This window comes from Streptomonospora arabica (genome assembly GCF_039531585.1).
Classification (GTDB): domain Bacteria; phylum Actinomycetota; class Actinomycetes; order Streptosporangiales; family Streptosporangiaceae; genus Streptomonospora; species Streptomonospora halophila.
On the sequence record NZ_BAAAQI010000002.1, the window covers coordinates 271,121 to 293,467 of the forward strand.

General features: G+C 76.4%; 18 protein-coding genes. 5 read left to right on the plus strand and 13 right to left on the minus strand.

Going from position 1 to position 22,347, the window contains the following annotated elements:
* Positions 1-164 precede the first annotated feature (164 nt).
* Together ABD284_RS04275 and ABD284_RS04280 are read left to right on the plus strand one after the other, a co-directional pair.
* Positions 165-1,517: an NAD(P)/FAD-dependent oxidoreductase gene (locus ABD284_RS04275; protein WP_344141039.1), complete on the plus strand. Its 1,353-nt coding sequence runs from the start codon at positions 165-167 to the stop codon at positions 1,515-1,517.
* A gap of 224 nt (positions 1,518-1,741) precedes the next feature.
* On the plus strand, positions 1,742-2,206 hold the full coding sequence (locus ABD284_RS04280) for an SRPBCC family protein (RefSeq protein ID WP_344141041.1): 465 nt from the start codon (positions 1,742-1,744) through the stop codon (positions 2,204-2,206).
* A 160-nt stretch (positions 2,207-2,366) separates the two neighbouring features.
* On the opposite strand, the gene ABD284_RS04285 is transcribed toward ABD284_RS04280, so the two are convergent.
* Positions 2,367-3,110 (minus strand): YqeB family protein, encoded by a 744-nt coding sequence (locus tag ABD284_RS04285; protein ID WP_344141042.1) that lies wholly within the window; start codon positions 3,108-3,110, stop codon positions 2,367-2,369.
* 91 nt (positions 3,111-3,201) lie between these two features.
* Positions 3,202-3,432 (minus strand): hypothetical protein, encoded by a 231-nt coding sequence (locus ABD284_RS04290; protein WP_344141043.1) that lies wholly within the window; start codon positions 3,430-3,432, stop codon positions 3,202-3,204.
* A gap of 178 nt (positions 3,433-3,610) precedes the next feature.
* Here ABD284_RS04290 and ABD284_RS04295 point away from each other — a divergent pair, with 178 nt between their 5' ends.
* Entirely contained in the window at positions 3,611-4,969 is a 1,359-nt protein-coding gene (locus ABD284_RS04295; protein WP_344141045.1) for a sensor histidine kinase, read from the plus strand.
* A 145-nt stretch (positions 4,970-5,114) separates the two neighbouring features.
* Here the strand turns inward: ABD284_RS04295 and ABD284_RS04300 are convergent, their stop codons facing one another.
* Together ABD284_RS04300 and pgi are read right to left on the minus strand one after the other, a co-directional pair.
* Positions 5,115-5,720, minus strand: coding sequence for a histidine phosphatase family protein (locus ABD284_RS04300; protein ID WP_344141046.1), 606 nt, complete (start codon positions 5,718-5,720; stop codon positions 5,115-5,117).
* 103 nt (positions 5,721-5,823) lie between these two features.
* Positions 5,824-7,509, minus strand: coding sequence for a glucose-6-phosphate isomerase (gene pgi / locus ABD284_RS04305; RefSeq protein WP_344141047.1), 1,686 nt, complete (start codon positions 7,507-7,509; stop codon positions 5,824-5,826).
* A gap of 346 nt (positions 7,510-7,855) precedes the next feature.
* Between pgi and ABD284_RS04310 the strand changes: the two genes are divergently transcribed.
* Both ABD284_RS04310 and ABD284_RS04315 read left to right on the plus strand, forming a co-directional pair.
* Entirely contained in the window at positions 7,856-9,208 is a 1,353-nt protein-coding gene (locus ABD284_RS04310) for a dihydrolipoyl dehydrogenase family protein (RefSeq protein WP_344141048.1), read from the plus strand.
* Positions 9,209-9,550: 342 nt separating this feature from the next.
* The gene (locus tag ABD284_RS04315) at positions 9,551-10,525 is read left to right on the plus strand and encodes a hypothetical protein (protein ID WP_344141049.1); all 975 of its coding nucleotides are present in this window, start codon (positions 9,551-9,553) and stop codon (positions 10,523-10,525) included.
* A 72-nt stretch (positions 10,526-10,597) separates the two neighbouring features.
* Here the strand turns inward: ABD284_RS04315 and ABD284_RS04320 are convergent, their stop codons facing one another.
* The 9 genes from ABD284_RS04320 to ABD284_RS04360 form a co-directional block, all read right to left on the minus strand.
* Positions 10,598-10,897, minus strand: coding sequence for a DUF6221 family protein (locus tag ABD284_RS04320; RefSeq protein ID WP_344141050.1), 300 nt, complete (start codon positions 10,895-10,897; stop codon positions 10,598-10,600).
* 211 nt (positions 10,898-11,108) lie between these two features.
* Entirely contained in the window at positions 11,109-11,939 is an 831-nt protein-coding gene (locus ABD284_RS04325) for a glutamate ABC transporter substrate-binding protein (RefSeq protein ID WP_344141051.1), read from the minus strand.
* A gap of 41 nt (positions 11,940-11,980) precedes the next feature.
* Complete coding sequence (locus ABD284_RS04330) at positions 11,981-13,474, minus strand: hypothetical protein (RefSeq protein ID WP_344141052.1); 1,494 nt, start codon at positions 13,472-13,474, stop codon at positions 11,981-11,983.
* A gap of 6 nt (positions 13,475-13,480) precedes the next feature.
* Positions 13,481-14,200 (minus strand): FHA domain-containing protein, encoded by a 720-nt coding sequence (locus ABD284_RS04335; protein WP_344141053.1) that lies wholly within the window; start codon positions 14,198-14,200, stop codon positions 13,481-13,483.
* 19 nt (positions 14,201-14,219) lie between these two features.
* Entirely contained in the window at positions 14,220-15,542 is a 1,323-nt protein-coding gene (locus ABD284_RS04340; RefSeq protein ID WP_344141054.1) for a VWA domain-containing protein, read from the minus strand.
* A 340-nt stretch (positions 15,543-15,882) separates the two neighbouring features.
* Positions 15,883-16,962: a protein phosphatase 2C domain-containing protein gene (locus tag ABD284_RS04345; protein WP_344141055.1), complete on the minus strand. Its 1,080-nt coding sequence runs from the start codon at positions 16,960-16,962 to the stop codon at positions 15,883-15,885.
* Between the two features lie 189 nt (positions 16,963-17,151).
* Complete coding sequence (locus ABD284_RS04350; RefSeq protein WP_344141475.1) at positions 17,152-19,590, minus strand: serine/threonine-protein kinase; 2,439 nt, start codon at positions 19,588-19,590, stop codon at positions 17,152-17,154.
* A 541-nt stretch (positions 19,591-20,131) separates the two neighbouring features.
* Positions 20,132-20,797 (minus strand): response regulator transcription factor, encoded by a 666-nt coding sequence (locus ABD284_RS04355; RefSeq protein WP_344141057.1) that lies wholly within the window; start codon positions 20,795-20,797, stop codon positions 20,132-20,134.
* A 92-nt stretch (positions 20,798-20,889) separates the two neighbouring features.
* Positions 20,890-22,218 (minus strand): sensor histidine kinase, encoded by a 1,329-nt coding sequence (locus ABD284_RS04360; RefSeq protein WP_344141059.1) that lies wholly within the window; start codon positions 22,216-22,218, stop codon positions 20,890-20,892.
* Positions 22,219-22,347: the final 129 nt, after the last annotated feature.

Below are 22,347 nucleotides of genomic sequence, written 5' to 3' on the forward strand. Positions count from 1 at the left end.
TCCGCGTCCTCCCACTGCGAGCGCGGTCGCCGCGGCGGCCGCGACCGAAGGCCGGAATGTGGCCCAGATCACGGACGCCGCCCGCCTCCGGCTGTCACGGCCCGCGCGCGGCGCCGGTTCAACCTCCGCGGACCAACCGCAGGGAAGCGGAAGGAAGGAACGCCATGACACCCCATCGCATCGTCGTCCTGGGCGCGGGCTTCGCAGGCCTGACCGCCGCCAAGCGCGCCGCCGGTTACCTGCGCGGCACCCCGGCGCGCGTCACGCTGGTCAACGCCGCCGAACACCTCGTGGAGCGGACCCGCCTCCACCAGGTCGCCGCGGGCCAGCGGCTGCCGGAGATCCGGATCGCCGACCTCCTGCGCGGAAGCGGGGTCGAAGCGGTCTTCGGGCGTGTCACCGCGATCGACGCGGACGCGCGCACCGTGCACCTGGACGAGCACCGAGACCCGGCCTCACCGTCGGGCGGGTCGCCGGTCCGCGAGCGGCTGTACTACGACACGCTCGTCTACGCGCTGGGAAGCTCGTGGGACACCCACGACGTTCCGGGCGTGGCCGAGCACGCGTTCGCGGTCGCCGACGCGGAGCAGGCCGCCCGGTTGCGCGACCACCTCCGTGCGCGCCTGGGAGCGCGGCCCGCCGAGGGGGGCGGCCGCACCGGCGCGGGAACCGTCCCGGTCCGCTCCGCGGCGGCCCCGGCGCTCGTCGGAGGGGCCGCCGCGGCCGGCGGCGCCCCCGAAGCCGCTGCGCACACGGCCGACGCCGCACCCGAGCACCCGGCCGCGCCCCACACGCGCCACACGCGCCACCGCATCGTCGTGGCCGGCGGCGGGCTGACCGGCCTGGAGACGGCGGCCGAGCTGGCCGAGGCCTATCCCAACGCGCGCGTCGAGCTCGTCTCGGCCGATGCGATCGCCGACTGGCTGGCGCCACGCGCGCTGCGGCACCTGCGCGGCTCGCTGCGGCGGCTGGGGGTGGCGGTGCGCGAGCACACCGCGATCACCGCTGTCCAGAACGGCCGCGCCCTCGTCGGGGACGGGGAGTCCGACGCGATCGCCTTCGACACACTGGTGTGGACCGCGGGGTTCCGGGTCCACGCGCTGGCCGCCGAGGCGGGCCTGGCCGTCGACGACACGGGGCGCATACTCGTCGACGCGTCTCTGCGCTCCGTCTCGCATCCGGAGGTGATCGCCGCGGGAGACGCCGCGGCGGCGATGACCCGGGGCGGTGTCGCGCGCATGACGTGCCAGACGGGCCTGCCGATGGGGGTGCACGCCGGGCGCGTGGCCGCCGACACCGCCCGCGGACGCGCGCCCCGACCCGTCCGGCTGCGCTACGTGGCGGTCAACATCAGCCTGGGGCGCCGGGACGCGGTGACCCAGTTCCTGCGCGCGGACGACACACCGGTGCGCGCCGCCCTCGTCGGCCGGTCCGCGGCCGCGCTCAAGGAGGGGATCACCCGCGGCGTGGTCACCGCGCTCCGCCACCCCGGCCCCTTCTTGCCCCGCCGCGCGTAGCGCGGTGCCCGCCCCGGCTCCCGCGGACGGGGGAGCCGGGGCGGGGCGACGGGCTACGCGGGATACGTGCGGTATAAGGACCGGGCGTCGATCGTCCGCTCGGTCCTGCCGAACGGGACCACCCGGACCCGTTCCCGGCGAGCGATGAGTTCGCGCGGTTGCTCCGGTCGAAAGTGGTGTCACATCGAACGCGGCGCGGCCGCGCGGACCTGAAGGAGCACGCCATGACCCGCACCACCGGCACCGAGAACGCCGACGGCAGCAGCTACACCGTCACCCGCGAGTACGACGCCCCCGTCAGCGCGGTGTGGGACGCGTGGACCGAACCCGACGCGTTCGCGAAGGTGTTCAACGCCGTACCCGAGTCCGTCGTCCTGGACGTGCGCCCCGGCGGCGGGTTCCGCGCCGACATCAAGACGCCCACCGGCGAGCTGCACCCCGTCAGCGGCAGCTACGTCGAGGTCGTCAGGCACAGCCGCCTCGTGGAGGACATGGGCGCCGCCCAGGAGGCCGGGCTGGAGCCCCAGCGGATGGCGATGGACTTCACCGACCTGGGCGGCGGCCGCACCGCGCTGACCGTCCACCAGACCTGCGACAGCCCCCAGACGGCCAAGATCTCCCGCCAGGGCACCGAGTTCCTGCTGGAAAGCTGCGCCACCTACCTGGCGTCCGCTCGCCCGTCGGCGTGACGCGCCGCAGACGAGCACCGAAGCGGTTCGCGACGACGAGGCCGCCGGGCGGCCGGCGGGGCGACGCCTCGCCGACCGCCCGAGCGCGGCACCGGTCGCCGTTGTCGCCGGGCCCCGCCGGACGGGCTCCCGCGCCGCCCCCGGACGGGCCCCCGCGCGCTCAGGGCCCCTCGGAGGCGGATCCCGTGTCGTCGCGCGGCGCGATCGCGCGCCAGTACTGGGTCTTGCGCTCGTCGCGCACCACCAGCCCCAGCTTTCCCAGCTCCGCCCGCAGCTCCTCGGCGTCCCGGGCGGCGTCGGAGCCGTCCTTGCGCAGGGCGCGGGCCCGCGCCGCGAACAGGCCGTGGGCGCTCGCCGAGAGGTCCGGCACCCCTTCGACCCAGCGGCGGTAGTCCGCGGCGCAGGGGTCGCCGCCCTCGCGCCAGGGGTAGCCGTGCTTCCGGAACGCGGCGGCGAGCCGGCGCGCGTCCAGGTCGGTTGCCTGCCCGGCCAGCTCCTCGGTCCGCGGCCCCAGTGCCACCAGCCGTTTTCCCTCCTTGAACACGGCGCTGACCTGCGAGCGCCGGAAGGCGACCCGGCGGTCGCCGGACTCGACGACGGCCTCGCCACCGTCGACGGTCACCGTGCCCGACTCGCTTTCGCCGATGAGCGCCAGCACGAGCCCCGCGACGAGCCCCACCACGGCGCCGCCGATGCGCGTCGGCGTGTCCGGCAGCGTGCTGATCAGCTGCACCGGTCCCTCGAACGGGGTCCACGGCCAGGTCGCCAACCATTCGGCCAGGGTCTTCAGCAGCGCGCCGAGCACGGCACCCAGGAGCGGCAGCCCGCCCCACATCAGGACGCGCTCGCTCCTGGCGGGCGCGACGACGGTGGCTTTGCCGGGTGCCGGCGCGTCCCGTTCCATCGCAGCTCTCTCCTCAGCCATAGCTGTCCGAACCCCCAATCCCGGTCGACCGGCCGCGCCGCGCTCCGCTCCGACGCCCGCGCCACCGACCTCATCGGCCGTGTCCCCGTCCGGCGGCGACAAGCGCCGCGATCCCCGCGACCAGCAGCGACACGCTGACGAACACCGCGTAGTCGTCGAGCCACGGCAGCCGGCCGACGACCGACAGCCGCCCGGCAGCGCGCCATGCCCCGGCGCCCAGCTCCCCGGCGAGCCCGACGGCCGCCTGGAAGCACAGGACGAGGCCGAGGAGAGCGGTGGCGAGCGGCGCGATCCGTGCCATGCTCCGACGCTAGGCCGAGCGGTCGCTCCGGCGCGTCGGCCGCCGGTATCGCCTGCCCCGACCGAAGTCTCGGATCGGCGGCTTGGCGCCGGCCGAAAGCATCGTCCGCCGCGCCGCGAGTAGCCGAACGGGCTGCCTGAGCGGCACGGCCCATGGCCGCCGAGTAGGTTCGGCAGCCATGGAGAGCGCACCGACCGGCACCGCGCCCCGCCGCAGGCGCGGGCCGCGCGAGTGGGCGGTCGACATCGGCCTGTTCCTGGCGGCCGTGGTCTACGGGCTCGCCTGGACGATCGCTCTCTCGGAGGATCCCGAGGTCACCGCGACCGCGGTGCTGCGCGAGCAGGTCGTCTGCGCGGTCGCCTGCGCCGCGGTGTGGCTGCGCCGGCGCTGGCCGGTGGGTCTGGCGCTCGGACTGATCCCGCTGTCGGCCTATGCCTCGCTCGCCGACGGCGCCCAGTGCGCCGCCCTGTTCACCGTCGCCGTCCACCGCTCCGCCCGCACGGCGGCCCTGTGCGGCGCGGCGACGGTGGCGGGGCAGATCGCCTACTTCGCGGTGTTCGTCAACCTCGTCCCCGCCGAACGGCTGCCTGACGACGGCGAGCTGCAGGTGATCGTCGCGTTCACGTCGGTGCTGGTCGTGGCGGTGCTGGGCTGGGGCGCGACGGTCCGCCACCGGCGGCAGCTGGTGCTGTCCCTGCGCGAGCGGGCGGCGCGGGCCGAGACCGAGGCGCGGCTGCGCGCCGAGCAGGCCCAGATGCACGCGCGCGAGCAGATCGCCCGCGAGATGCACGACGTGCTCGGCCACCGGCTGTCGCTGCTGAGCGTGCACGCGGGCGCGCTGGAGTACCGCCCCGACGCGCCCGCCGCGGAGATCGCCGGCGCGGCTTCGGTGATCCGGGAGAGCGCGCACCGGGCGCTGCAGGACCTGCGCGAGGTGATCGGCGTGCTGCGGGCCCCGGTGGGCGAGCTGCCGCAGCCGACGCTGGCCGACGTACGCGGTCTGGTCTCGGAGTCGGCCGCCGCCGGGATGCGGGTGGAGCTGGACGACGAGGTGCGGGGGCGCGCCCCCGACACCGTCGGCCGCACCGCCTACCGGATCGTGCAGGAAGGGCTGACCAACGCCCGCCGCCACGCCCCGGGCGCGCGCGTGCGCGTCGGCCTGCGGGGCGGCCCCGGGGAAGGGCTGTCGGTGGAGGTGGCCAACACCGCGCCGGACGCGGGGAGCGCCGTGCACGCCGCCGGGAGCGGGGGCGCACGGGAGCCCGAAGCGGTGAGCGGGCGCGCCGGGCCGGACGCCGCTGCGGACAGCAGGGCGACGGATTCCGGTCCGCTCGGCGACGACGGATCGCCCGAACGGGAACCCGGTGATCCCGCCGGGTCGCACGCCGGGGGGCAGGGCCTGCTCGGACTCGCCGAACGCGTCTCCCTCGCCCGAGGACGGCTCAGCCACGGCCCCGGCGAGGAGGGCGGCTTCCGCCTGCACGCCCGCCTGCCCTGGGACGAGGACGGCGGCGCGCCGGATCCGGAGGCACGCTGAGGCGGCCACGCCGCAACGCGCCTTCCGGATCCCGATCCCGAGGGAGACGGCGCGGCCGACGCGGTCCGCCGGCCGCCCCCTCCCGCCCCGGCCCGCGGGGGCGGGGCCGGGCGGCTCCCGGCGTGTGCCGGTGCGGGCCGCCCGGCTACTCGCGCCGCGGCACCACGTTCCAGTCGGTGAGCACCGGGCGCCCGTGCTCCTCTCCCAGTCGGGCCGTCGCCGCGGTCTCCAGGCGGAACAGCGCGCCGCGGTCCGCGGGGAGCCCCAGGCGGCGGGCGGTCAGCACGCGCAGGAAATGGCCGTGCGCCACCAGCGCGGCGTCCGCGGCTCCAGGGTCGTCCAGAACGGGACGGAGCCGCTCCAGCACCCGGTCGGCCCGGTCCCCGACGGCCTCCACGGACTCCCCCGGGTGCTCGGCGTCGCCCGGCACCACGCCGTCGTGCCAGATGTACCAGCCGGGCCGCTCACGCTGGATCTCCCCGGTGGTGCGGCCTTCGTAGCCGCCGTAGTCCCACTCCATCAGGTCGGGGTCGGCCACGCCGCCGTGCAGACCCGCCAGCTCCGCCGTGCGGCTCGCCCGCTGCAGCGGGCTGACCAGGACACGCGACAGCCGCTGCGAGGCGAGCAGCGGGCGCAGGGCGCGCGCCTGCTCCTCGCCCTCCCCGGTCAGCGGGACGTCGGTGCGCCCGGTGTGCCGGCGCGCGACGCTCCACTCGGTCCGGCCGTGGCGGATCAGCAGCAGTCCACCCATGCGGTCTCCCTCCCTGTCCGCCTGTTCCCTCGCCCGTGCACATTTCGCCGGCCGGTCGCGCGCCCGACGCTCCGGGCAGGCCTGGCCGCCTGTTGCCGGGCGGTCATCCGTTCAGCGACCGGTACCGGCTCACCAGCGCCGCCGTGGAGGAGTCCAGCCCCGCCACGTCGGCACCTTCCGTCAGCGCCGGCTCGATGCGCTTGGCCAGCGCCTTGCCCAGCTCGACACCCCACTGGTCGAAGGAGTTCACGTCCCAGACGGCCCCCTGGACGAACACCTTGTGCTCGTAGAGGGCGATGAGCTGCCCCAGCACCGACGGCGTCAGCTCGGTGGCGAGGACGGTCGTGGTCGGGCGGTTGCCCGCGAAGGTGCGGTGCGGCACCTGCTCGGGCGGTACGCCCTCGGCCGCCACCTCCTCGGCCCTCTTGCCGAAGGCCAGCGCCTGCCCCTGGGCGAACATGTTGGCCATCAGCAGGTCGTGCTGGGCGATCAGCTCGGCGGACATGCCGGGAACGGGCCGGGCGAACCCGATCAGGTCGGCGGGCACCAGCTTGGTGCCCTGGTGCAGCAGCTGGAAGTAGGCGTGCTGGCCGTTGGTGCCGGGCGTGCCCCACACGACGGGGCCGGTCGGCCAGGTAACCGGACGGCCCGCGCGGTCCACCGACTTGCCGTTGGACTCCATGTCGAGCTGCTGCAGGTAGTCGGGGAAGCGGGCGAGGTACTGGCTGTAGGGCAGGACCGCGTGCGACTGCGCGCCGTGGAAGGCGCCGTACCAGATGCCCAGCAGGCCCATCAGCATGGGCGCGTTGGCCTCGATCGGCGCCGTGCGGAAGTGGTCGTCGACGGTCCGGAAGCCCTCCAGCATCTTGCGGAAGCGCTCCGGGCCGATCGCCACCATCAGCGACAGCCCGATCGCCGAGTCCATCGAGTAGCGGCCGCCCACCCAGTCCCAGAACTCGAACATGTTCTCGGTGTCGATGCCGAACTCGGCGACCTTCTCCGCGTTGGTGGAGACCGCCGCGAAGTGCCGCGCGACGGCCGCGACGTCGCCGTCCAGCCCGGACAGCAGCCACGCGCGCGCCGACGTCGCGTTGGTGATGGTCTCCACCGTGGTGAAGGTCTTCGAGGAGACGATGAACAGGGTGGTCGCCGGGTCCAGGCCGCGCAGCTTCTCGTGCAGGTCGGCGCCGTCGACGTTGGAGACGAAGCGGACCTCGACACCCCGCTCGCCCGCCGCCTCGGAGCCGGTGAAGGGGAGCAGCGCCTCGTAGGCCATGGCCGGGCCGAGGTCGGAGCCGCCGATGCCGATGTTGACGACCGTGCTGATGGGGTCGCCGCGGTGCCCCCGCCACACCCCTGAACGCACCCGCTCGGCGAACCCGGCCATCCTCTCCAGCACGCGGTGCACCTCGGGCACCACGTTGCCGCCGTCCTCCCCCTCGACTCGGACGACGGCGTCGGCGGGCGCGCGCAGGGCCGTGTGCAGCACGGCCCGGTCCTCGGTGGTGTTGATCCGCTCGCCCCGGAACATGGCGTCGCGCAACCCGGCCACGTCGGATGCCTCGGCCAGGGCGCGCAGCAGGCGCAGGGTCTCGTCGGTGACGAGGTTCTTGGAGTAGTCCACGTGCAGGTCGCCCACCTGCACGGTGTACCGGCCGCCGCGTTCGGGGTCGGCGGCGAACAGGTCGCGCAGGTGCGCCTCCCCGAGCATCGCACGGTGCTCGCCCAGTGCCGCCCATTCGGGAAGGCGGTCCGGGCGCGTGCGGTCGGTCGCGGTCGTGTCGGGCATCGGTCTCGCTCCTCGCTGGTCCGTTCGGTGTCGTGCTCCCGGGCCGCCTCCGGGCCGGATCGCCCGCCCGGGCCGCCGGGGCACACCCCTACCCCCGAATCCTGCCCTCTCGCCCGACCCGCTCGGTGCGCGGGCGCGCCCGGGCGGGGCTCAGGGGCGGACACGCTCCGACGCGCCGCATCGCGCGTCCTGTGCGGCGAAGGCGGGTAGCAGTCCCTCGTCCGCACGGCGCACCGGAGACCTCCGGCGCACCGGCCGCGGCCCATCGGAGAGGTCCGCACCCCCGGGCGGCACTGCCGGGCCGGTGCCCGGGCGGGCCGCACTCGTCGAGCAGAGGAGCACCCACATGGACGAGCAGTACGACGCCGTCGTCATCGGCATGGGTCCGGGCGGCGAGGTCGCCGCGTCGCAGCTGATCCAGGCCGGAAAACGCGTCGCCGTGGTCGAGCGCGAGCTCATCGGCGGCGAATGCGGGTACTGGGCCTGCATCCCGTCCAAGACGCTGCTGCGCCCGCTGGAGGCCGCCGCCGGAGCGGCCGGGGCGGCGGGGCTGGAGCGGCCCGAACCGGACTGGGCGGGCATGCGCTCCTACCGCGACACCATGATCCGCCACCTGGACGACTCCAAGCAGGTCGAGGGCTACCGGTCCCAGGGCGCGGCGGTGTTCAAGGGCACCGCCCGGTTCGTCGGACGCGACCCGTGGGTGGTCGAGGTCGGCGAGCACCGGCTGAGCGCGGCCGACGTGATCGTGGCGACGGGGTCGTCCGCCTCCCGGCCCCCGATCGAGGGCCTTGAGGAGGTCGAGGTCTGGACCAACCGGCAGGCGACCACCGTCGAGGAGATCCCCGGCCGCGCCGTGGTCGTCGGCGGCAGCGCGGTGGGCGTGGAGATGAGCCAGTTCTTCGCCCGCATGGGCTGCTCGGTGACGCTCGTGCAGCGCGGCCCGTCGCTGATGGACCGCGAGGAACCGCGGGTGGGCGAGCTGACGGCGGAACTGCTGCGCGGCGACGGGGTCGACGTACGCACGGGTGCCGAGCCGCGCAAGGCCTACCGGAGGGGCCGCGACAGCGTGCTGGAGCTGCACGACGGCTCCGAGGCCGTGGGCGACGTGGTGCTGCTGGCCGCCGGCCGCAGGCCCCGCCTGGAGCACCTGGAGCTGGACGCGGTGGGGGTGCGCACCGGGGCGGCGGGTCTGGAGGTCGACGAGCGCTGCCGAGCGGCGCCGGGGCTGTGGGCGGTCGGCGACGTCACCGGCGTCGCGCTGTTCACGCACGTCGCCAAGTACCAGGGTGGAGTCGTCGCCGCCAACATCCTCGGCGGCGACCGCACGGCCGAGTACACCGGGGTCCCGCGCGTCGTCTTCGCCGACCCCGAGATCGCCGCCGTTGGCCTGACCGCGGACCGGGCGCGCGAGCAGGGGCTGGACCCGGTATCGGCGGAGGTCGACCTGACCGCCGGGCTGGCCCGCCCCTGGACCTACGAGACCTCGCCCCGCGGCCGCGTCGGCGTGGTGGCCGACCGCGGAAGCCGCACCCTCGTGGGCGCCTGGGCGGTGGCACCGCTGGCGGGCGAGTGGATCCACACGGCCGCACTGGCGATCCGCGAGGGCATCGGCGTGGACCGGCTGCGCGACGGGATCTTCCAGTTCCCCACCTACAGCGAGGGCTACACGCTGGCGGTGAACGAACTGGACCTGTAGTGCGCGGGGCGCGCGGGCGGTCCCCGCGCGGACGTGGCGCCCGGGCCGCGGGCGCCTTCGCCGAACGGCCCGGCCCGTGTCCGAACCGCGTCGCTCGGGGCGGATACTGGCGGTGAGTGTGTAACCGGTGCCACAGTCGGGCAGGGGAGTGTTCTCAACGCGGTCGACGCGGTGCCTCTCGCGTGCCGCGGCGGTACAGCGGGAGGTGCGGCACAGGAGTAGGCGCGGGCGCCTCCCTGCGCTCCGCGCGGTAGGGGCGGTGCCGCCCGCCGCACGACGACGGGCGCACGCGGCACGGGCAGACTCGGCCGCGAACAGCCGACGGCACGAGGGGCGGTCCTCATGGGAGCCGATACAGCCGGGCACGCGGCCCGCCGGGCCGCGCGGCGCGCGGGCGCGCGTGCCGCGGGGGCGGCGGTGTGGACTCCCTTCCCGCTGCTCGCGGCCCAGGGCGCGCGCCTGTGCTCACCGGTGGTGCGCGGGCTGTCGGCGGCCGCGCCGGCTCTGCTGGCCGCCTCGGCGCTGTCGTCGGCGGCGGCCGGACTGCGCTCGGCACGTGCCCTGGTCCTCGCCCGGGCGGCGCCCGCGCCGCAGAGCGACCCGCCCCCGGCGCGCCGGGACGGCGCGGCGCCGGCGTCCGAGGAGACCGCGGCCTCCGGGGAGGGCCCGGCGCGGATCCCGGTCCAGCGCCCGCCCGAGCCCGTGCCGCCCGCCGTTCCCGTTCCACCGCAGTGGACCGCCCCGCCGCGCCCGCCCGCGCAGCGGCCGGCGCCGCCGAGGACCGGGACCGCCGGTGCGGATCCGGCGCCGCCCGAGCACCCGCCGCCCGGTCCGCCCGAGCAGGACGCGCCGCAGCGGAAGCGCGGCGCCGCCGCCCGTCCCCGGTGGCGCTTCGCGGGCGGCGCATGGCGGCCCGCTGCGCTGTGGTGGCTGAGGGTGGCCGTGCTCGTGCAGGTCGCCGCCGTTCTGGCCGGTTCGGTCACGGTCGGCGCTCCGAGTGCCCCTCCGGTACAGGCCGCAGCGCTGCTGCACGGCCCGCTGCTGGGGCCGGTGCTCTTCGCGGGTGCGGCGCAGGCGGCCGCGGCCGCGGCGATCGCGGCGGCCGCCCGGACCAGCCGGCTGCCCGCAGTGTTCAGCCTCGTGCTGCTGGCGGGAACGGCGGCGCAGGGGCGGCTGGCCGGGGTCGACCAGGTCTACGTGCTCCTCCTCGGCGCAGTGCTCGTGGCTCCGGGGCTGTGGGTGGCTCTGTGGGCGTGGGGCTGGCGCTGGCCGGAACCGGACGGCGCCGAGGCGAGGGCGCAGGCACCGGCGGACTGACGGCCCTCCGGCGGGTCGTCGCTTCGGCCCGGCGGTGCCGCAGATCGCCGGCCCTCCAGCGCTGCCGGGGAGTCAGTGCTTCCAGGAGGAGTCGTAGTCCGGATGGGCCGCGTACACCGCCGCCAGATGCTCCAGCGCGCGGCGCCAGGCGTGCAGCGCCGACCAGGCCCCGTCCTCCTCGGCGGCGGACTGGGCTCCGTCGTTCAGGGAGTCCATGCACTCGCGGTAGGTGGCGGTGTACCCCTCCACGATGCCGCGCTTGGCGGCGACGTCGGCGCGGGCGCGCTCGGGGCCGCCGGTGCCCGGTGACGCCGCATGCGCCGCGCGCTCGTCCTCCTCCAGGCGCTCGTTGAGGAACTCCACGATCGTCACCCTGCTCCACTCCTTCCGCCGGAATCACACCTCATCGACGCCGCCCGCGGCCCGTGCGTTCCACTCGTGCGCCCCGGCGGATACGCTACGCGCCGCACCGGCTCCCGTATGTCCGCAACCCACGCGTGTGGGCGGTGGTCCGGCGATTGTACGGAGTCTCCCCGTTCCGGCGGCTCCCCCGGCCGCGCACGCACCGCCACCGCCGCCGCGCTCAGCCGCACCCCTCGAACTGCGGAACGCTGGTGTTGACGTCCAGCCCGCTGTCGCCGAACCACTTGCGCAGCAGCCAGGCCGCGGTGCCGTCCTGGTACATCCGGGTGATGGCCCGGTTGACCTCCTCGCAGCCCGCGATGTCCTCCTTGGCGACGCCTACCCCGTACTTCTCGTTCGTGAACGGGGCGTTGACGAGGTGGAAGTCCGACGGCGCGTCCTCCAGGTAGCCCGCCAGGATCAGGTCGTCCGTCGAGACCGCGTCCACGTCGCCCTCGGCCAGCAGGCCGATGCAGTCGCTGTAGGTCGGGCGCTCCACGCGCACGGCGTCGATGCCGCGCTCCTCGATCACCCGGTTGGCGGAGTTGGACCCGGCGCCCTGGCACAGCCGCCGTCCCTCCAGGTCGGCCACTCCGGTGATCGAGGTGTCGCCGGCGCGGACCAGGATGTCCTGGTGCGCCACGTAGTAGGGGCCGCCGAACGTGACGACGGTCTTGCGAAGCTGGGTGATGGAGTACGTGGCCAGCACCAGGTCGACCTCGCCGCTCACGAGCACGCGCTCGCGCTCCTCGGAGGTCACCCCCACGAACTCCACGTCCTCCGCGGGCACTCCCAGCTCTTCGGCGATGTAGAGGGCGACGTCCACGTCGAAGCCCTCGATGCCGCCCCCGTCCGCGCGCATCCCCAGGCCGGGCTGGTCGTCCTTGACCCCGATGCGCAGCCGCGCGGCGTCCACGATCGAGACGGTCCCGCCCACCGGGTCGGTGCAGGCCCCGGTGGCGGACAGCAGCACGACGGCCGCGACGGCGGGCGCCAGTCGGCGCAGCCCCATCGGCGCTCGCCTCCTCTCCTGCTCGGCCGGTCCGGCCGCGGCTAGCGGTACTCCGCGAGCCGCGGCCGCACCCCCAGCACCACCAGGGCGGCGAATCCCAGGCACGCGCCCAGCAGGACCGCGTCCCAGCCGCGCAGCCCCGCCCGGGCGTCGGCGACGGCGGTGTCGAACGTGTTGATGTGCAGCGCGGTGAGCTGCACCAGGGACCGCTCGTAGCGGTCGAAGAAGTCCTCGACGGACTCCTCACCCGACATGTGGGCGTCCACGGCCGCGCCGATCCTCCCGTCCTCGGCCAGGGAGCGCATCCGCTGGTCGGCGCGGAGGAAGGCGCTGTAGTCCCGCAGGGTGCGCCGCTGCACCTCCTCGCGGCCCTCGACTCCGCCGGACCGGATCTCGCCGCCGAGGAGGCCGAGCATCCGGCCGTCGTAGGCGGTGTGGTCGGGCACGGCATCGGCGACTTCGGCGGTGTAGCCCTCCAGGTCGCCCGGCGGCTCGGAGCCCTCGGGCACCAGCAGAACCACCATCCGCGCGTCCTCCAGGAAGTTCTGCTCGTAGGTGACGGCGCGGCCGGGGTCCATCAGCCACCGGCTCTGGTCGGCGTTCATGCCGGTGCTGATCGCCCGCGCACGCGACAGCGACAGCACCGAGTCGAGGCCGTCGACCTTGGCGCTGCGCAGGTGCGCGGCCTGCTCCTCCAGCATCCCGATCGCGGCGAGTCCCAGCACGAGCACGCCGGCGGTCGCCGCCGCGAGCGGAAGGTTGTAGCGGCGCCGGAACCGCCGGCGCAGGAAGATCTGGAGCGCGACCAGCGACGCCAGCAGCGCGGTGGCGGCGGCCGCGACCAGCGCGATGCCCACCGACGACGCCGAGCTGTTCTCCTGGTAGGTGCTGCGCACGGTGGCGCCGCTGTCGAGGGTGAGGTTGTAGGCCTTGGGCAGCAGGTCGCGGCGCATCAGCTCGCCGGCCTGCCGGTAGAGCCGGACGACCTCCTCGGGCGGCGAGCCCGCGGGGCGGCCGGCCTCGTCGCTGATGAGCTGGGCCTGGGCGACCAGGTGCTCGTAGCGGTTCATCCCCTCCATGACCGCGCGGACGTTCTCCTCCTCGGTCCCGTCGCCCTCGGCGAGCTGGGCGGCGTGCAGCAGCGCCTCGCCGGCGTCGGAGCGCCGCTGCTCGTAGCGCACCAGGGCGGCCGCGCGCCCGTCGCCCAGCGAGTGCTCGGCGCCCATCAGCAGGACGTTGGCCATCTGGGCGTCCATGTCGCTGAGCGCGAAGTACAGGTCGGCGGTCGCCACCACCTTGGGCCCCTCGCCGCTGCCGATGATGTCCAGGCCCTCGCGTGCGCGGGCGATGGCCGACCCGGTGGCCGCGAACAGCACGCCGGTCAGCACCAGGCACAGCGCGCTGAGCAGCCACACCCAGCCGCGGGTGCCGGGCCGGCCCAGCCACGGCGGCAGGCCCACAAGGGCGCGCGCCCGATCCGCGGCCCGGGTGGCGAGCCTGTCGGCGATCTCGGGGGCCTCGACGCTGCGCTTCACCGCCCCTCACCCCCGCTGGCGGTGAAGGGTGATCGCGGTCCAGGCGCCGACGTAGATCCGGTCGGCCTCATGCAGCGGTACCTCCGTGTCGTGCGGCACGGGCTCGGCGGTCCCGTTGAGGGTGGTCCCGTTCGTCGAGCCTTCGTCGACCAGCACCCAGCTCCCGCCGGGACGGGCGAGGAGGGCGGCGTGGGTGTGGGACACGGCCGGGTCCTCCGGCGGGCCGGCGAGATCGATCTCGGGGTGGACGCCCAGCCGGAGGCTGCGCCGCCCGATCCGGACCCGCTCCCTGTTCAGCGGCACCCGGCGCTGCGGCGCATGCGCGGGGAACGCGATGGCGTCGGGGTCGAGCACGCCGAAATCGGCCATGGAGTGGTAGTAGGCGGGGTCGGCGCAGACGATGGCCCACCAGGTGTCCCGGTGCGGTGCGGCGCCGCCGGGGCCCCGTTCGGCCGGTGCGCCGGAGTGCGCGGCCGAGCGGGCGTGCGGGACGTGCGACAGCGGCAGCGGCGAGGCCTCGGTGCGGTCGGCCGCGGCGAAGTCGTGGCCGCAGTCCTCGCAGAAGCGGCCGGCGCGCTCGGCGGCGCAGTCGGGGCACACGGAGCCGGTCGGATCGGCGGCCGCGTCGGCGGCTCCCCGCCCGGTCGCCGGTGCGGGGTTCGGCAGCCCGCACACGTCGCAGTAGGCGCGGGCGGCTGAGAGGTGTCCGGCCGGACACGTCGGCATGGTCGGCCCCTTCTTGCTCTCACACGGCCCCCGGTCCGCGGTCGCCCGCGCGTGTGCGCATGGTCGTGGTCGAGCGGGTCTCGGGCTCCGCCTCGTGGGCGCGGGCGACCGCCGGGCGCAGCCGGACGGTTCCCGCGGCCGGGTCGACGGCCTCGACCACGCTGTCCAGCAGTGCGGCGGCGGCCTCGTCGCCCGAGGCGTGGGCCAGGGCCACCGCACGCCCCAACCGGGCGGTGGCCGTATCGGTGTCTCCGTCGCGTCGCGCGCGCAACCCCTCCTGCACGGCGCGCGACAGCTCGCTTGCTCCGGTCCCGGGGGCGGCGGCACCGTCGGCGGGCGCGGACGGTCCGGGACCGTCCGCCCACTCGACGACGACGTCTTCGCGGGGCCCGTCCGCCGGATCGGAGCCGGCGTGCACGGGCCCCACGCGGGCGGCGCGCATCCGCCGCCCCGCCTGCGCGGGCGGCACCCGGACGTGCAGGTGGAAGGCGCGGCTCTCGGCGCCCCAGGACCCGGTGGGATAGTCGCCGGTCAGCGCGCCGGCGGGCGCCCGGCGTGCCGTGAGGTCGCAGACGCCGGGCGAGACCTGGACCAGGGCGGCCGCGTCGGCACCGCGGGGTGTCCACAGCCGTAGCGCGACGTCGGCGACGGCCTTGCCGGCGGCGGCGCGGACCGCCGCGCGGACGTCGTCGGCCAACCGCTCGGGGTCGACCACGCCGAAGGTGCCGAGCATGGCGTCGGCCACGCGGTGCGGCGCGGCGGAGTCCGGGCCGGTGCCCACGCACCGGCAGTCGCAGGCGAACCGGCCCTCCTGCGCCCGCAGCGCCGGTTCGAACGCGGCCGGATCGGCGCCGTCGCGCCCTCCGGTGAGCAGCACCGCGTGCTTGAGCGTGCCGGCGGCCAGCGGCGCGAACAGGTCTCCGGCCGTGCGCAGCCAGGTCCCGATGCGGGCGTCACCGCCGGCGGTGAGCGCGCCCACGGCGGCGTGCGCCTCGGCCCGGGTGCGGGCGGAGGCCGCGGCGAGGCGGCCGGGGCCGGGGTAGACGGTGCGCGCGGTGGCGGAGCCGGCCACGACGGCGAAGGCGGCCCCCTCGCGCAGTTCGTCCACGGCGGCGCACACGGCCCGCTTGGCGGCGGCCAGCTTCGCGCCGCGCATCGAGTCGGATGTGTCGACCACGACGACCTCGGCGGCGGGTGCGCGGACGGCGTCCGGTGCGGGCGCGCGGCAGGTGATGTGCACGACAGCGTGCACGTCGGCGCATCCGGGCGGCAGCCGCAGCCACCCGTCGCGGTCCGCGCGTACGGAGAACACCGGCGCCGCGGTCGCGGCCCGCCCGGTCACGGCGCCCCGCCTTCCCGGGCGCGCCCCGGGGCCCGTGTTCCGCGCGGCGTGTGCGGAGCCCGCCGGGAACCGGAATCGGCGCCGCGCCGCAAGCACCGGTGCGCACTCGCCCGGTCCGGCGCGCCTCGCCCGTCTCCGCCACCGGCCGGGTGCCGCGGAGAACCGCCGCACCGAGCGTGCGTGGGAGCGAGCCGCCCCGCCGACCGCGCCGTTCGGTCGGCGCCGGACGGTCTGGCGCCGTATCCGGTCCCGCCGCGGCACTCCGCCGGGGCGCCGAGCCGGCCGGGCGCGGCCCCGGCCGGCACGCGACCGCTTCGCGCGCGGCGGCTCGACGACGGCATCAGGCGTCCCCCTCCGCGGCGGCCGGGCCGGGCACGTCGATCACCACGGCCGTGACGTTGTCGTGCCCGCCCCGCTCCAGCGCCAGGCGCACGCAGGCGCGCGCGGCCGCGAGCGGCTCGGGACCGGCGCCTCGGACGAGCGCGGCCAGGTCCTCGGGATCGGGCAGGTAGTTCCACAGGCCGTCGCTGCACAGCAGCAGGCTGCCCGCGCCGCCGGGGTCGAAGGCGGCGACCCGTCCGGCGGCGCCGCCGTAGTCGGCGCCCAGCCACGCGATCAGCGCGTGGGCCTGCGGCGCGTCCGCCGCCTGCTCAGGGGTGAGCACGGACATCGCGACCATGGCCTCGCTCCAGGAGTCGTCCCGGGTGAGCTGCACCGAGGGAGCGGCCGGGGGTCCGCCGCCGAGCCAGTAGGCGCGGCTGTCGCCGACCCAGGCGACGCCCAGCGGACCGCCTCGGGGCACCGCCGCAGCGGCGAAGGTGCAGGCGGGCGCCTGGACCGCGGAGTCGGCGAGCGCGGAGACGGCGCGGCCCGCCCGGTGCAGCGCCGCCCCGAGCGACTCGGCGGTGCCGACCCCGCTCTCCAGCGACTCGCCGAGCGCGGCCGACCCGGCCGCCGCGGCCGCGCGGGCGGCGGTCTCAGGGCGCTGCGAGGAGGACACCCCGTCGCAGACGACCGCGGCGGTCGCCGAGCGGCCGGGCCCGCCGCCGGCGCCGGGCAGCACGGCGGTACGCAGGGCCATGGCGTCCTCGTTGCGTTCGTGGCGCAGTCCCCGGTCGCTCACGCCGGCGGCGGTGCCCGGGCCGAGTTGGAGCTCGCTGTGGTCGCCGGGGCGCCGGCGCAGCCCGCACCGCGTGCAGGCGCCCGCGTCCAGCCGCGCGCCGCAGCGCGCGCAGGGGGCGGAGTCCTCGGCGGCCGGTGCGGGAGGGGCGGCGGCCGCGGCGTGCACGGCCGCCCGAACGCCGGAGGCGCCGTCGCGTCCGTTCCCGGAGCCGGGCAGAGGATTGCCGCAGTGCTCGCAGAAGCGGTCCTCCGCGGACACCTGGTCACCGCACACCGGGCAGGTCAGCACGCTGCGCATCGCCTCCCCTCTGCCGCGCGGGCGCGGCCGCCGAAGGCGCGCGGCGTGGGGCCCCGGCCGTCGGCTTCGTCCGGCCGCGGCCGCCGCGCGGCGGTACACCCCCGGACCGCGCCCCTTCGGAGCGCGTCTCCCCCTCAGGGCACATACCCGCACCGGGCGGTGGGGCTAACGCGAATGCGCGGCGGGCGGTCACAGCAGCGTCCGCGGCCGGACGGCGTTGGCGCGGTCGACGAGGACGCGCCGGCGCACCGCGTCGGTGGTGATGCGTGCCCGCTCGCGATAGCTGCGCTCCAGGTTCGCGCGCAGCCCCTCCTCGGTCAGCGGTGCGCCCAGCAGCCGCGCGCGCGGCGACTCGGGGCCGTATCCGGCCGCCACCCAGTCGAGCGCGGTGCGCAGCACCCGCGCGTTGAGCCGGTCGCGGGCCTCGCCGCGCAGGCCGAGGCGGCCCAGCCGCGCCACGGCGTCCAGGAAGACCGCCTCCGACAGCGAGGCGGGCTCGCGGTCGGTCACCAGTGCGCTCACGGCCGCCATCTGCGCGGCGATGTAGACGCTGGACAGCTCCGGCACCATGTCCAGCACCTGCGCCGCCCCGGCGGGGTCGCCGCGGGCCAGGCGGATGCGGGCCAGGCCGAACCCGGCGCTGACGAAGGAGCGGTCGGTCAGCCACACCGTGCGGTAGAGCTGCTCGGCCTCGTCGAGCCCGCCGGTGAGCTCGCAGGCGCCGGCCAGGCCGAGCTTGGGCGCGGCCTCGCCGGGCAGGTGGTCGAACAGCTCCTCGAAGCGGTCGCGGGCGTCGCAGCACTCGTGCGCGCCCAAAGCCATGACGGCCCAGTACCAGAACGGCCGCCAGTCGCCGGGCGCGCAGGCGCCGAACTCCTGCAGCTGGCGGGCGGCCTCGTCGCGGCGGCCCACCCCGATCAGGGCGCGCGCCAGCAGCAGCCGGGTCTCGGGGGTGGGACCGGCGTCGCCCTCCAGGGCGGCGGCCAGGTCCTCGTCGGGCAGCGCCGCGAGCCCGGACAGCTCCGCGGCGGCCTCGTCGGCGGGGTCGACGAGCGGCAGCGGCAGCGCGGCCGCGACGCTTCCCGGGTCGGGCGGGCCGAGCAGCCGGTCGGTCTCGTCGATGACCCGCACCAGGTTGCCCGAGGTGAACAGCGGGTGCTCCGCACCGAACAGGTTCGACGGGGCCGGGTGCGGGCGGCCGTGCATGTCCGAGAGCACCTCGCGCAGCACGCCGGTGAGCTGCTCGGCCATCTCGGCGGCCGCGGAGAAGCGCAGTTGGGGCTCGGGCTGCAGGGCGCGGCGCAGCAGCCGGTCGTAGGAGGGGTAGCGCCGCAGCACCGGCACGGACGCGGCGTCGGGCAGGTCGTCCCGGTAGGCGCCCCCGTAGTCGAACCGGAAGCTGAGCACGGCCAGGCAGCGCGCCACCGAGTACAGGTCGGAGCCGATCGAGGGGCCGATCTCGCGCAGCTCCCGCTCGGGCACGCGGTAGCCGACCGTGGTGTAGACGGGCGTGACCAGGTCGTCGATGCGCCGCACCGCGCCCAGGTCGATGATCTTGATCTGCTCCTCGCTCTGGATGACGTTGTCGGGCTTGAAGTCGCAGTACAGCAGCCCCTTGCTGTGCAGGTGGCCGAGGGCGCGCAGCGCTTCGAGCCCGTAGGCGATCACCCGGTCCACCGGCAGGCCGTCGGCGCCGGGGTTGCGGTGCAGGTGCTCCATCCGCAGGTCCCACAACGACTGCCCGCCGACGTACTCCATGACGATGTGGCCCGCGGGCACCCCGGTGCGCGGGTCGGGGTGCTGCACGAAGTTGTAGATCTTGACCACGTTGGGGTGCTCGACCTCGGCGAGCACCCCGCGCTCGGCGGCCGCGGTCTTGTGCGCCTCGGCGTCGCCGACGTTGAGCAGGCCCTTGAGCACCACCCACCGGTCGTCGACGTTGTGGTCGCGGGCGAGGTAGATCCAGCCGAGCCCGCCGTGGGCCAGGCAGCCCAGCACCTCGTACTGCCCGGCGACGACGTCGCCCGGCGCGAGCTTGGGCGTGAAGGAGAACTCGGTGCGGCAGGAGTGGCAGTAGCCCTCCGTGCGGCCGGGGCGGCTCCCGCGGGCGCGGCCCACGCTCGCGCCGCAGTGGCCGCACACCCGGCTCCGCTCGGCGACCACCGGGTTGCTCAGCACGGCGCCGGCGGGATCGCGGTAGGGCACGGGCGGCACCTCGACCATGCCCAGGCCCAGCAGGCCGCGCGACGAGGGCGCGCCCGGACGGCTCGAGGCGCCGACGGCCGGGCCGTCGCCCGAGTGCGCCCGCTGGCCCGGGATGCCCGAGGAGTCGGACAGGCGGGCCTCGCGCAGGCTCGGCGAGCGCCCCGACGACGGCGGCGGCGCGGCGGCCCGGCCGCCGCTGCGGGGGCTCCGGCCGTCCCGGGCCGCCCGTTCGGCGTCTCCGCCGACCTCCTGCGGCGCGGAGGGCCGCGACGGCGCCGGCGCGGTGGGCGGTGCCGCGGCGGCGGTGCCGGCCGCCCGCGGAGCGGGGACGACCGCCGAGCGGGCGACCGGCGCCATGCCGCACTCGTCGCAGTAGCCGTCGTCGACCACACCGGTGCAGTCGGGTTCGGCGCACTCGTTCATCGGCACGCTCCCGTTCCTCTGCGGGCCCAGCGGCGCCCCGCGCCGACGCGGTCGGCCGGCACGCTGTGCGCCGGCGCTCGCGCAGCATGAGGCACGTTGCCTCCGAGTCTTACCCCGTTGCCGGAGCTCCACAAGCGGACGCGGCACCGGCGACCGTATCCGGCCGGTAACGCCTGGGTGACCCGGCGGCCATCCCGGTGTTCTTCGGCGGTACCGCCGTGCAGCGGGTGGAGCGACGGCGGCGGGACCGCCCCGCCGCCCCCGCCGACCGTGTCTTTAGCGACTGCCGGGTAGCGGGCCGCGTACGTAAGGTAGTACCTCGATCGCGAACAGGCCACCGCCCGCGTTTCGCCGAGCGGCGCAGAACGTCCCCGCCGGAACCGCCTGGTGTGTGCGAAACCGGACCCGGCGGGGACGCCGACGCCGCCTGCGCGGTGATCGAACCCCTCGTGACGGCCACACGGCCATCCGGTCGGAGTGCTCGATGGAGCGACCGTTCTGCCGACCCGGCTGTGCAGTCACCCGGTTGCCCAGCGGTCGCTCAGGCGAGCCAGCCGGGGCGCACCATGCCGGTCTCATAGGCGATGACGACGAGCTGGGCCCGGTCGCGCGCGCCCAGCTTGGTCAGCACCCTGCTGACGTGGGTCTTGGCGGTCGCGGGGCTGAGTGTGAGCCGGCGGGCCAGCTCCTCGTTGGACAGGCCCTCGGCGACCGCGGCCATCACCTCGCGCTCGCGGTCGGTGAGCGAGTTCAGCCGCGGCGCCGGCGGCGGCTCCTTGATGCGCCCGGCGAACTCGCCGATGAGGCGGCGGGTGACCGAGGGCGCCAGCAGCGCGTCCCCACGGGCGACGACGCGCACACCGTGGATCAGCTCGGCGGGCTCGGTGTCCTTGACCAGGAACCCGCCGGCGCCGGCCTTGAGGGCGCCGTAGACGTACTCGTCGAGGTCGAACGTGGTCAGGATGACGACCTTCACGCCGCGCAGCGCGTCGTCGGCGGCGATGCGGCGCGTGGCCTCCAACCCGTCCAGAACCGGCATGCGGATGTCCATCAGCACGACGTCGGGCCGGTGTTCGCGGGCGGCGCGCACCGCCTCCTCGCCGTCACCGGCCTCGGCAACGACCGCGATGTCGTCCTCGCCTTCGAGCATGGAGCGGAAACCGGCGCGCACGAGTGTCTGGTCGTCGGCGAGCACCACCGTCGTCATGCGTGCCCCGCCTCCCTGTCGTTGCGGCCCTGACCGGCCGCTGTCCCTTTCCTACCAGGCCGCGGGGCCGCCGGGGAGGCCGCGCGGGGGCCTCAGCCGGAATCGGGGCGGAGAGGCCGGGCGGCACCCCCGCCGGGGGGCGTGGCAGCGCTACCGTCCGGCGCGTGCAGCGGGAATGCGGCGCGGACGGCGAAGCCGGGCCCGTCGTCGCGCGGGCCCGCGCTGCACGCGCCGCCGACCGCGGCGGCGCGCTCGCGCATCCCGCGCAGCCCGTTGCCCTGCGGGTCCGTTCCCGGGGCCGTGCCGCCGCCGTCGTCGGCCACCACGACCCGCAGCTCGCCGCCGCCGTAGTGGACGCACACCTCGGCGCCTGCGGCGCCGGAGTGCCGCAGCGCGTTGGTGAGGGACTCCTGCACGATGCGGTAGGCGGCCAGGTCCACCGCCGCGGGCAGCTGCGCGAGCCTGCCCGTGACCTCCAGGCGCACCGGGAGGCCGGCGGCCGCCGTCTGCTCGGCGAGGTCGTCCACGCGCGCCAAGGACGGCACCGGCGCCGTCGGCGCGCCGTCCTCGTCGACCTGGCGCAGCACGCCCAGCGTCGAGCGCAGCTCGCGCAGGGTGTCGCGGCTGGCCTCCTTGATGCGGTCGAGGGCCGCGTAGGCGACGCCGGGGTCGTCCCTGCGGTGCGCGGCCGCACCGGCCTGCACGTTGATCAGGGAGATGCTGTGGGCGATCACGTCGTGCACCTCGCGGGCGATGCGCAGCCGCTCCTCGACGGCGCGGCGGCGGGCCTCCTCCTCGCGGGTGCGCTCGGCCTCGGCGGCGCGGTGCTGGGCTTCGCGCATGTAGGCGCGCTGGCTGCGGGCGATCTCGCCGACCAGCAGCACGACCAGGGCCCAGGAGAGCACCGACAGCGCGCGCGATGCCTGGAAGTCGAGCACCTCCACGACGCCCGAGACCGCCAGTACGGCGCCGACCGCGGCCAGGGCGGCGCTGCGCGCGCCGACCGCGCCCAACCGCACCACCGCGACCACGAGCCCCGCCCAGGCGACCCAGATGTCGGCGGTGACGGTCATGTAGTAGCCGAGGACGCTCAGGCCCATCCCGACCGCCGCGGTGTGCGGGAACCGCGTCAGCAGGGCCATCGCCGCGGTGCCCGCGAGCAGGATCGCCAGGCCCGGTTCGACGCCGTTCTGCCCGAAGGCCACGGCAAGCTGCAGCACGGCTACACCGGCGGCGAGCAGCAGGTCGACGGCCGCCTCGGGGATCCGCAGCGGACCGATCAGCAGGTTCCCGCTGCGGGAGGCCGCCGCCTCGTCGCCGCCCGCAGCAGCGGCGGCGCCGGCAGGCGGCCCGGCCCCGGTGCCGACGGGGGGACCGGCCGACCGGAGGACGCGCAGCAGGGCCCGCGCCCGCCGGATCACCGGAGTGCTCCTCGCCCGCGCCGCGGGCGCCCGACGCGTTCCGGCATCACAGGCCCACCCTCCATCGGACGACGGCCGCCTTCTCAGCGGGGCCGTACAGCCAGAGTGGAGTACGCGGGCGTGCCACGC

Coding starts and splice junctions, on each gene's coding strand:
- ABD284_RS04275 (WP_344141039.1), top strand. CDS start 165: ATGACACCCCATCGCATCGTCGTCCTGGGCGCGGGCTTCGCAGGCCTG.
- ABD284_RS04280 (WP_344141041.1), top strand. CDS start 1,742: ATGACCCGCACCACCGGCACCGAGAACGCCGACGGCAGCAGCTACACC.
- ABD284_RS04285 (WP_344141042.1), bottom strand. CDS start 3,110: ATGGAACGGGACGCGCCGGCACCCGGCAAAGCCACCGTCGTCGCGCCC.
- ABD284_RS04290 (WP_344141043.1), bottom strand. CDS start 3,432: ATGGCACGGATCGCGCCGCTCGCCACCGCTCTCCTCGGCCTCGTCCTG.
- ABD284_RS04295 (WP_344141045.1), top strand. CDS start 3,611: ATGGAGAGCGCACCGACCGGCACCGCGCCCCGCCGCAGGCGCGGGCCG.
- ABD284_RS04300 (WP_344141046.1), bottom strand. CDS start 5,720: ATGGGTGGACTGCTGCTGATCCGCCACGGCCGGACCGAGTGGAGCGTC.
- pgi (WP_344141047.1), bottom strand. CDS start 7,509: ATGCCCGACACGACCGCGACCGACCGCACGCGCCCGGACCGCCTTCCC.
- ABD284_RS04310 (WP_344141048.1), top strand. CDS start 7,856: ATGGACGAGCAGTACGACGCCGTCGTCATCGGCATGGGTCCGGGCGGC.
- ABD284_RS04315 (WP_344141049.1), top strand. CDS start 9,551: ATGGGAGCCGATACAGCCGGGCACGCGGCCCGCCGGGCCGCGCGGCGC.
- ABD284_RS04325 (WP_344141051.1), bottom strand. CDS start 11,939: ATGGGGCTGCGCCGACTGGCGCCCGCCGTCGCGGCCGTCGTGCTGCTG.
- ABD284_RS04335 (WP_344141053.1), bottom strand. CDS start 14,200: ATGCCGACGTGTCCGGCCGGACACCTCTCAGCCGCCCGCGCCTACTGC.
- ABD284_RS04345 (WP_344141055.1), bottom strand. CDS start 16,962: ATGCGCAGCGTGCTGACCTGCCCGGTGTGCGGTGACCAGGTGTCCGCG.
- ABD284_RS04350 (WP_344141475.1), bottom strand. CDS start 19,590: ATGAACGAGTGCGCCGAACCCGACTGCACCGGTGTGGTCGACGACGGC.
- ABD284_RS04355 (WP_344141057.1), bottom strand. CDS start 20,797: ATGACGACGGTGGTGCTCGCCGACGACCAGACACTCGTGCGCGCCGGT.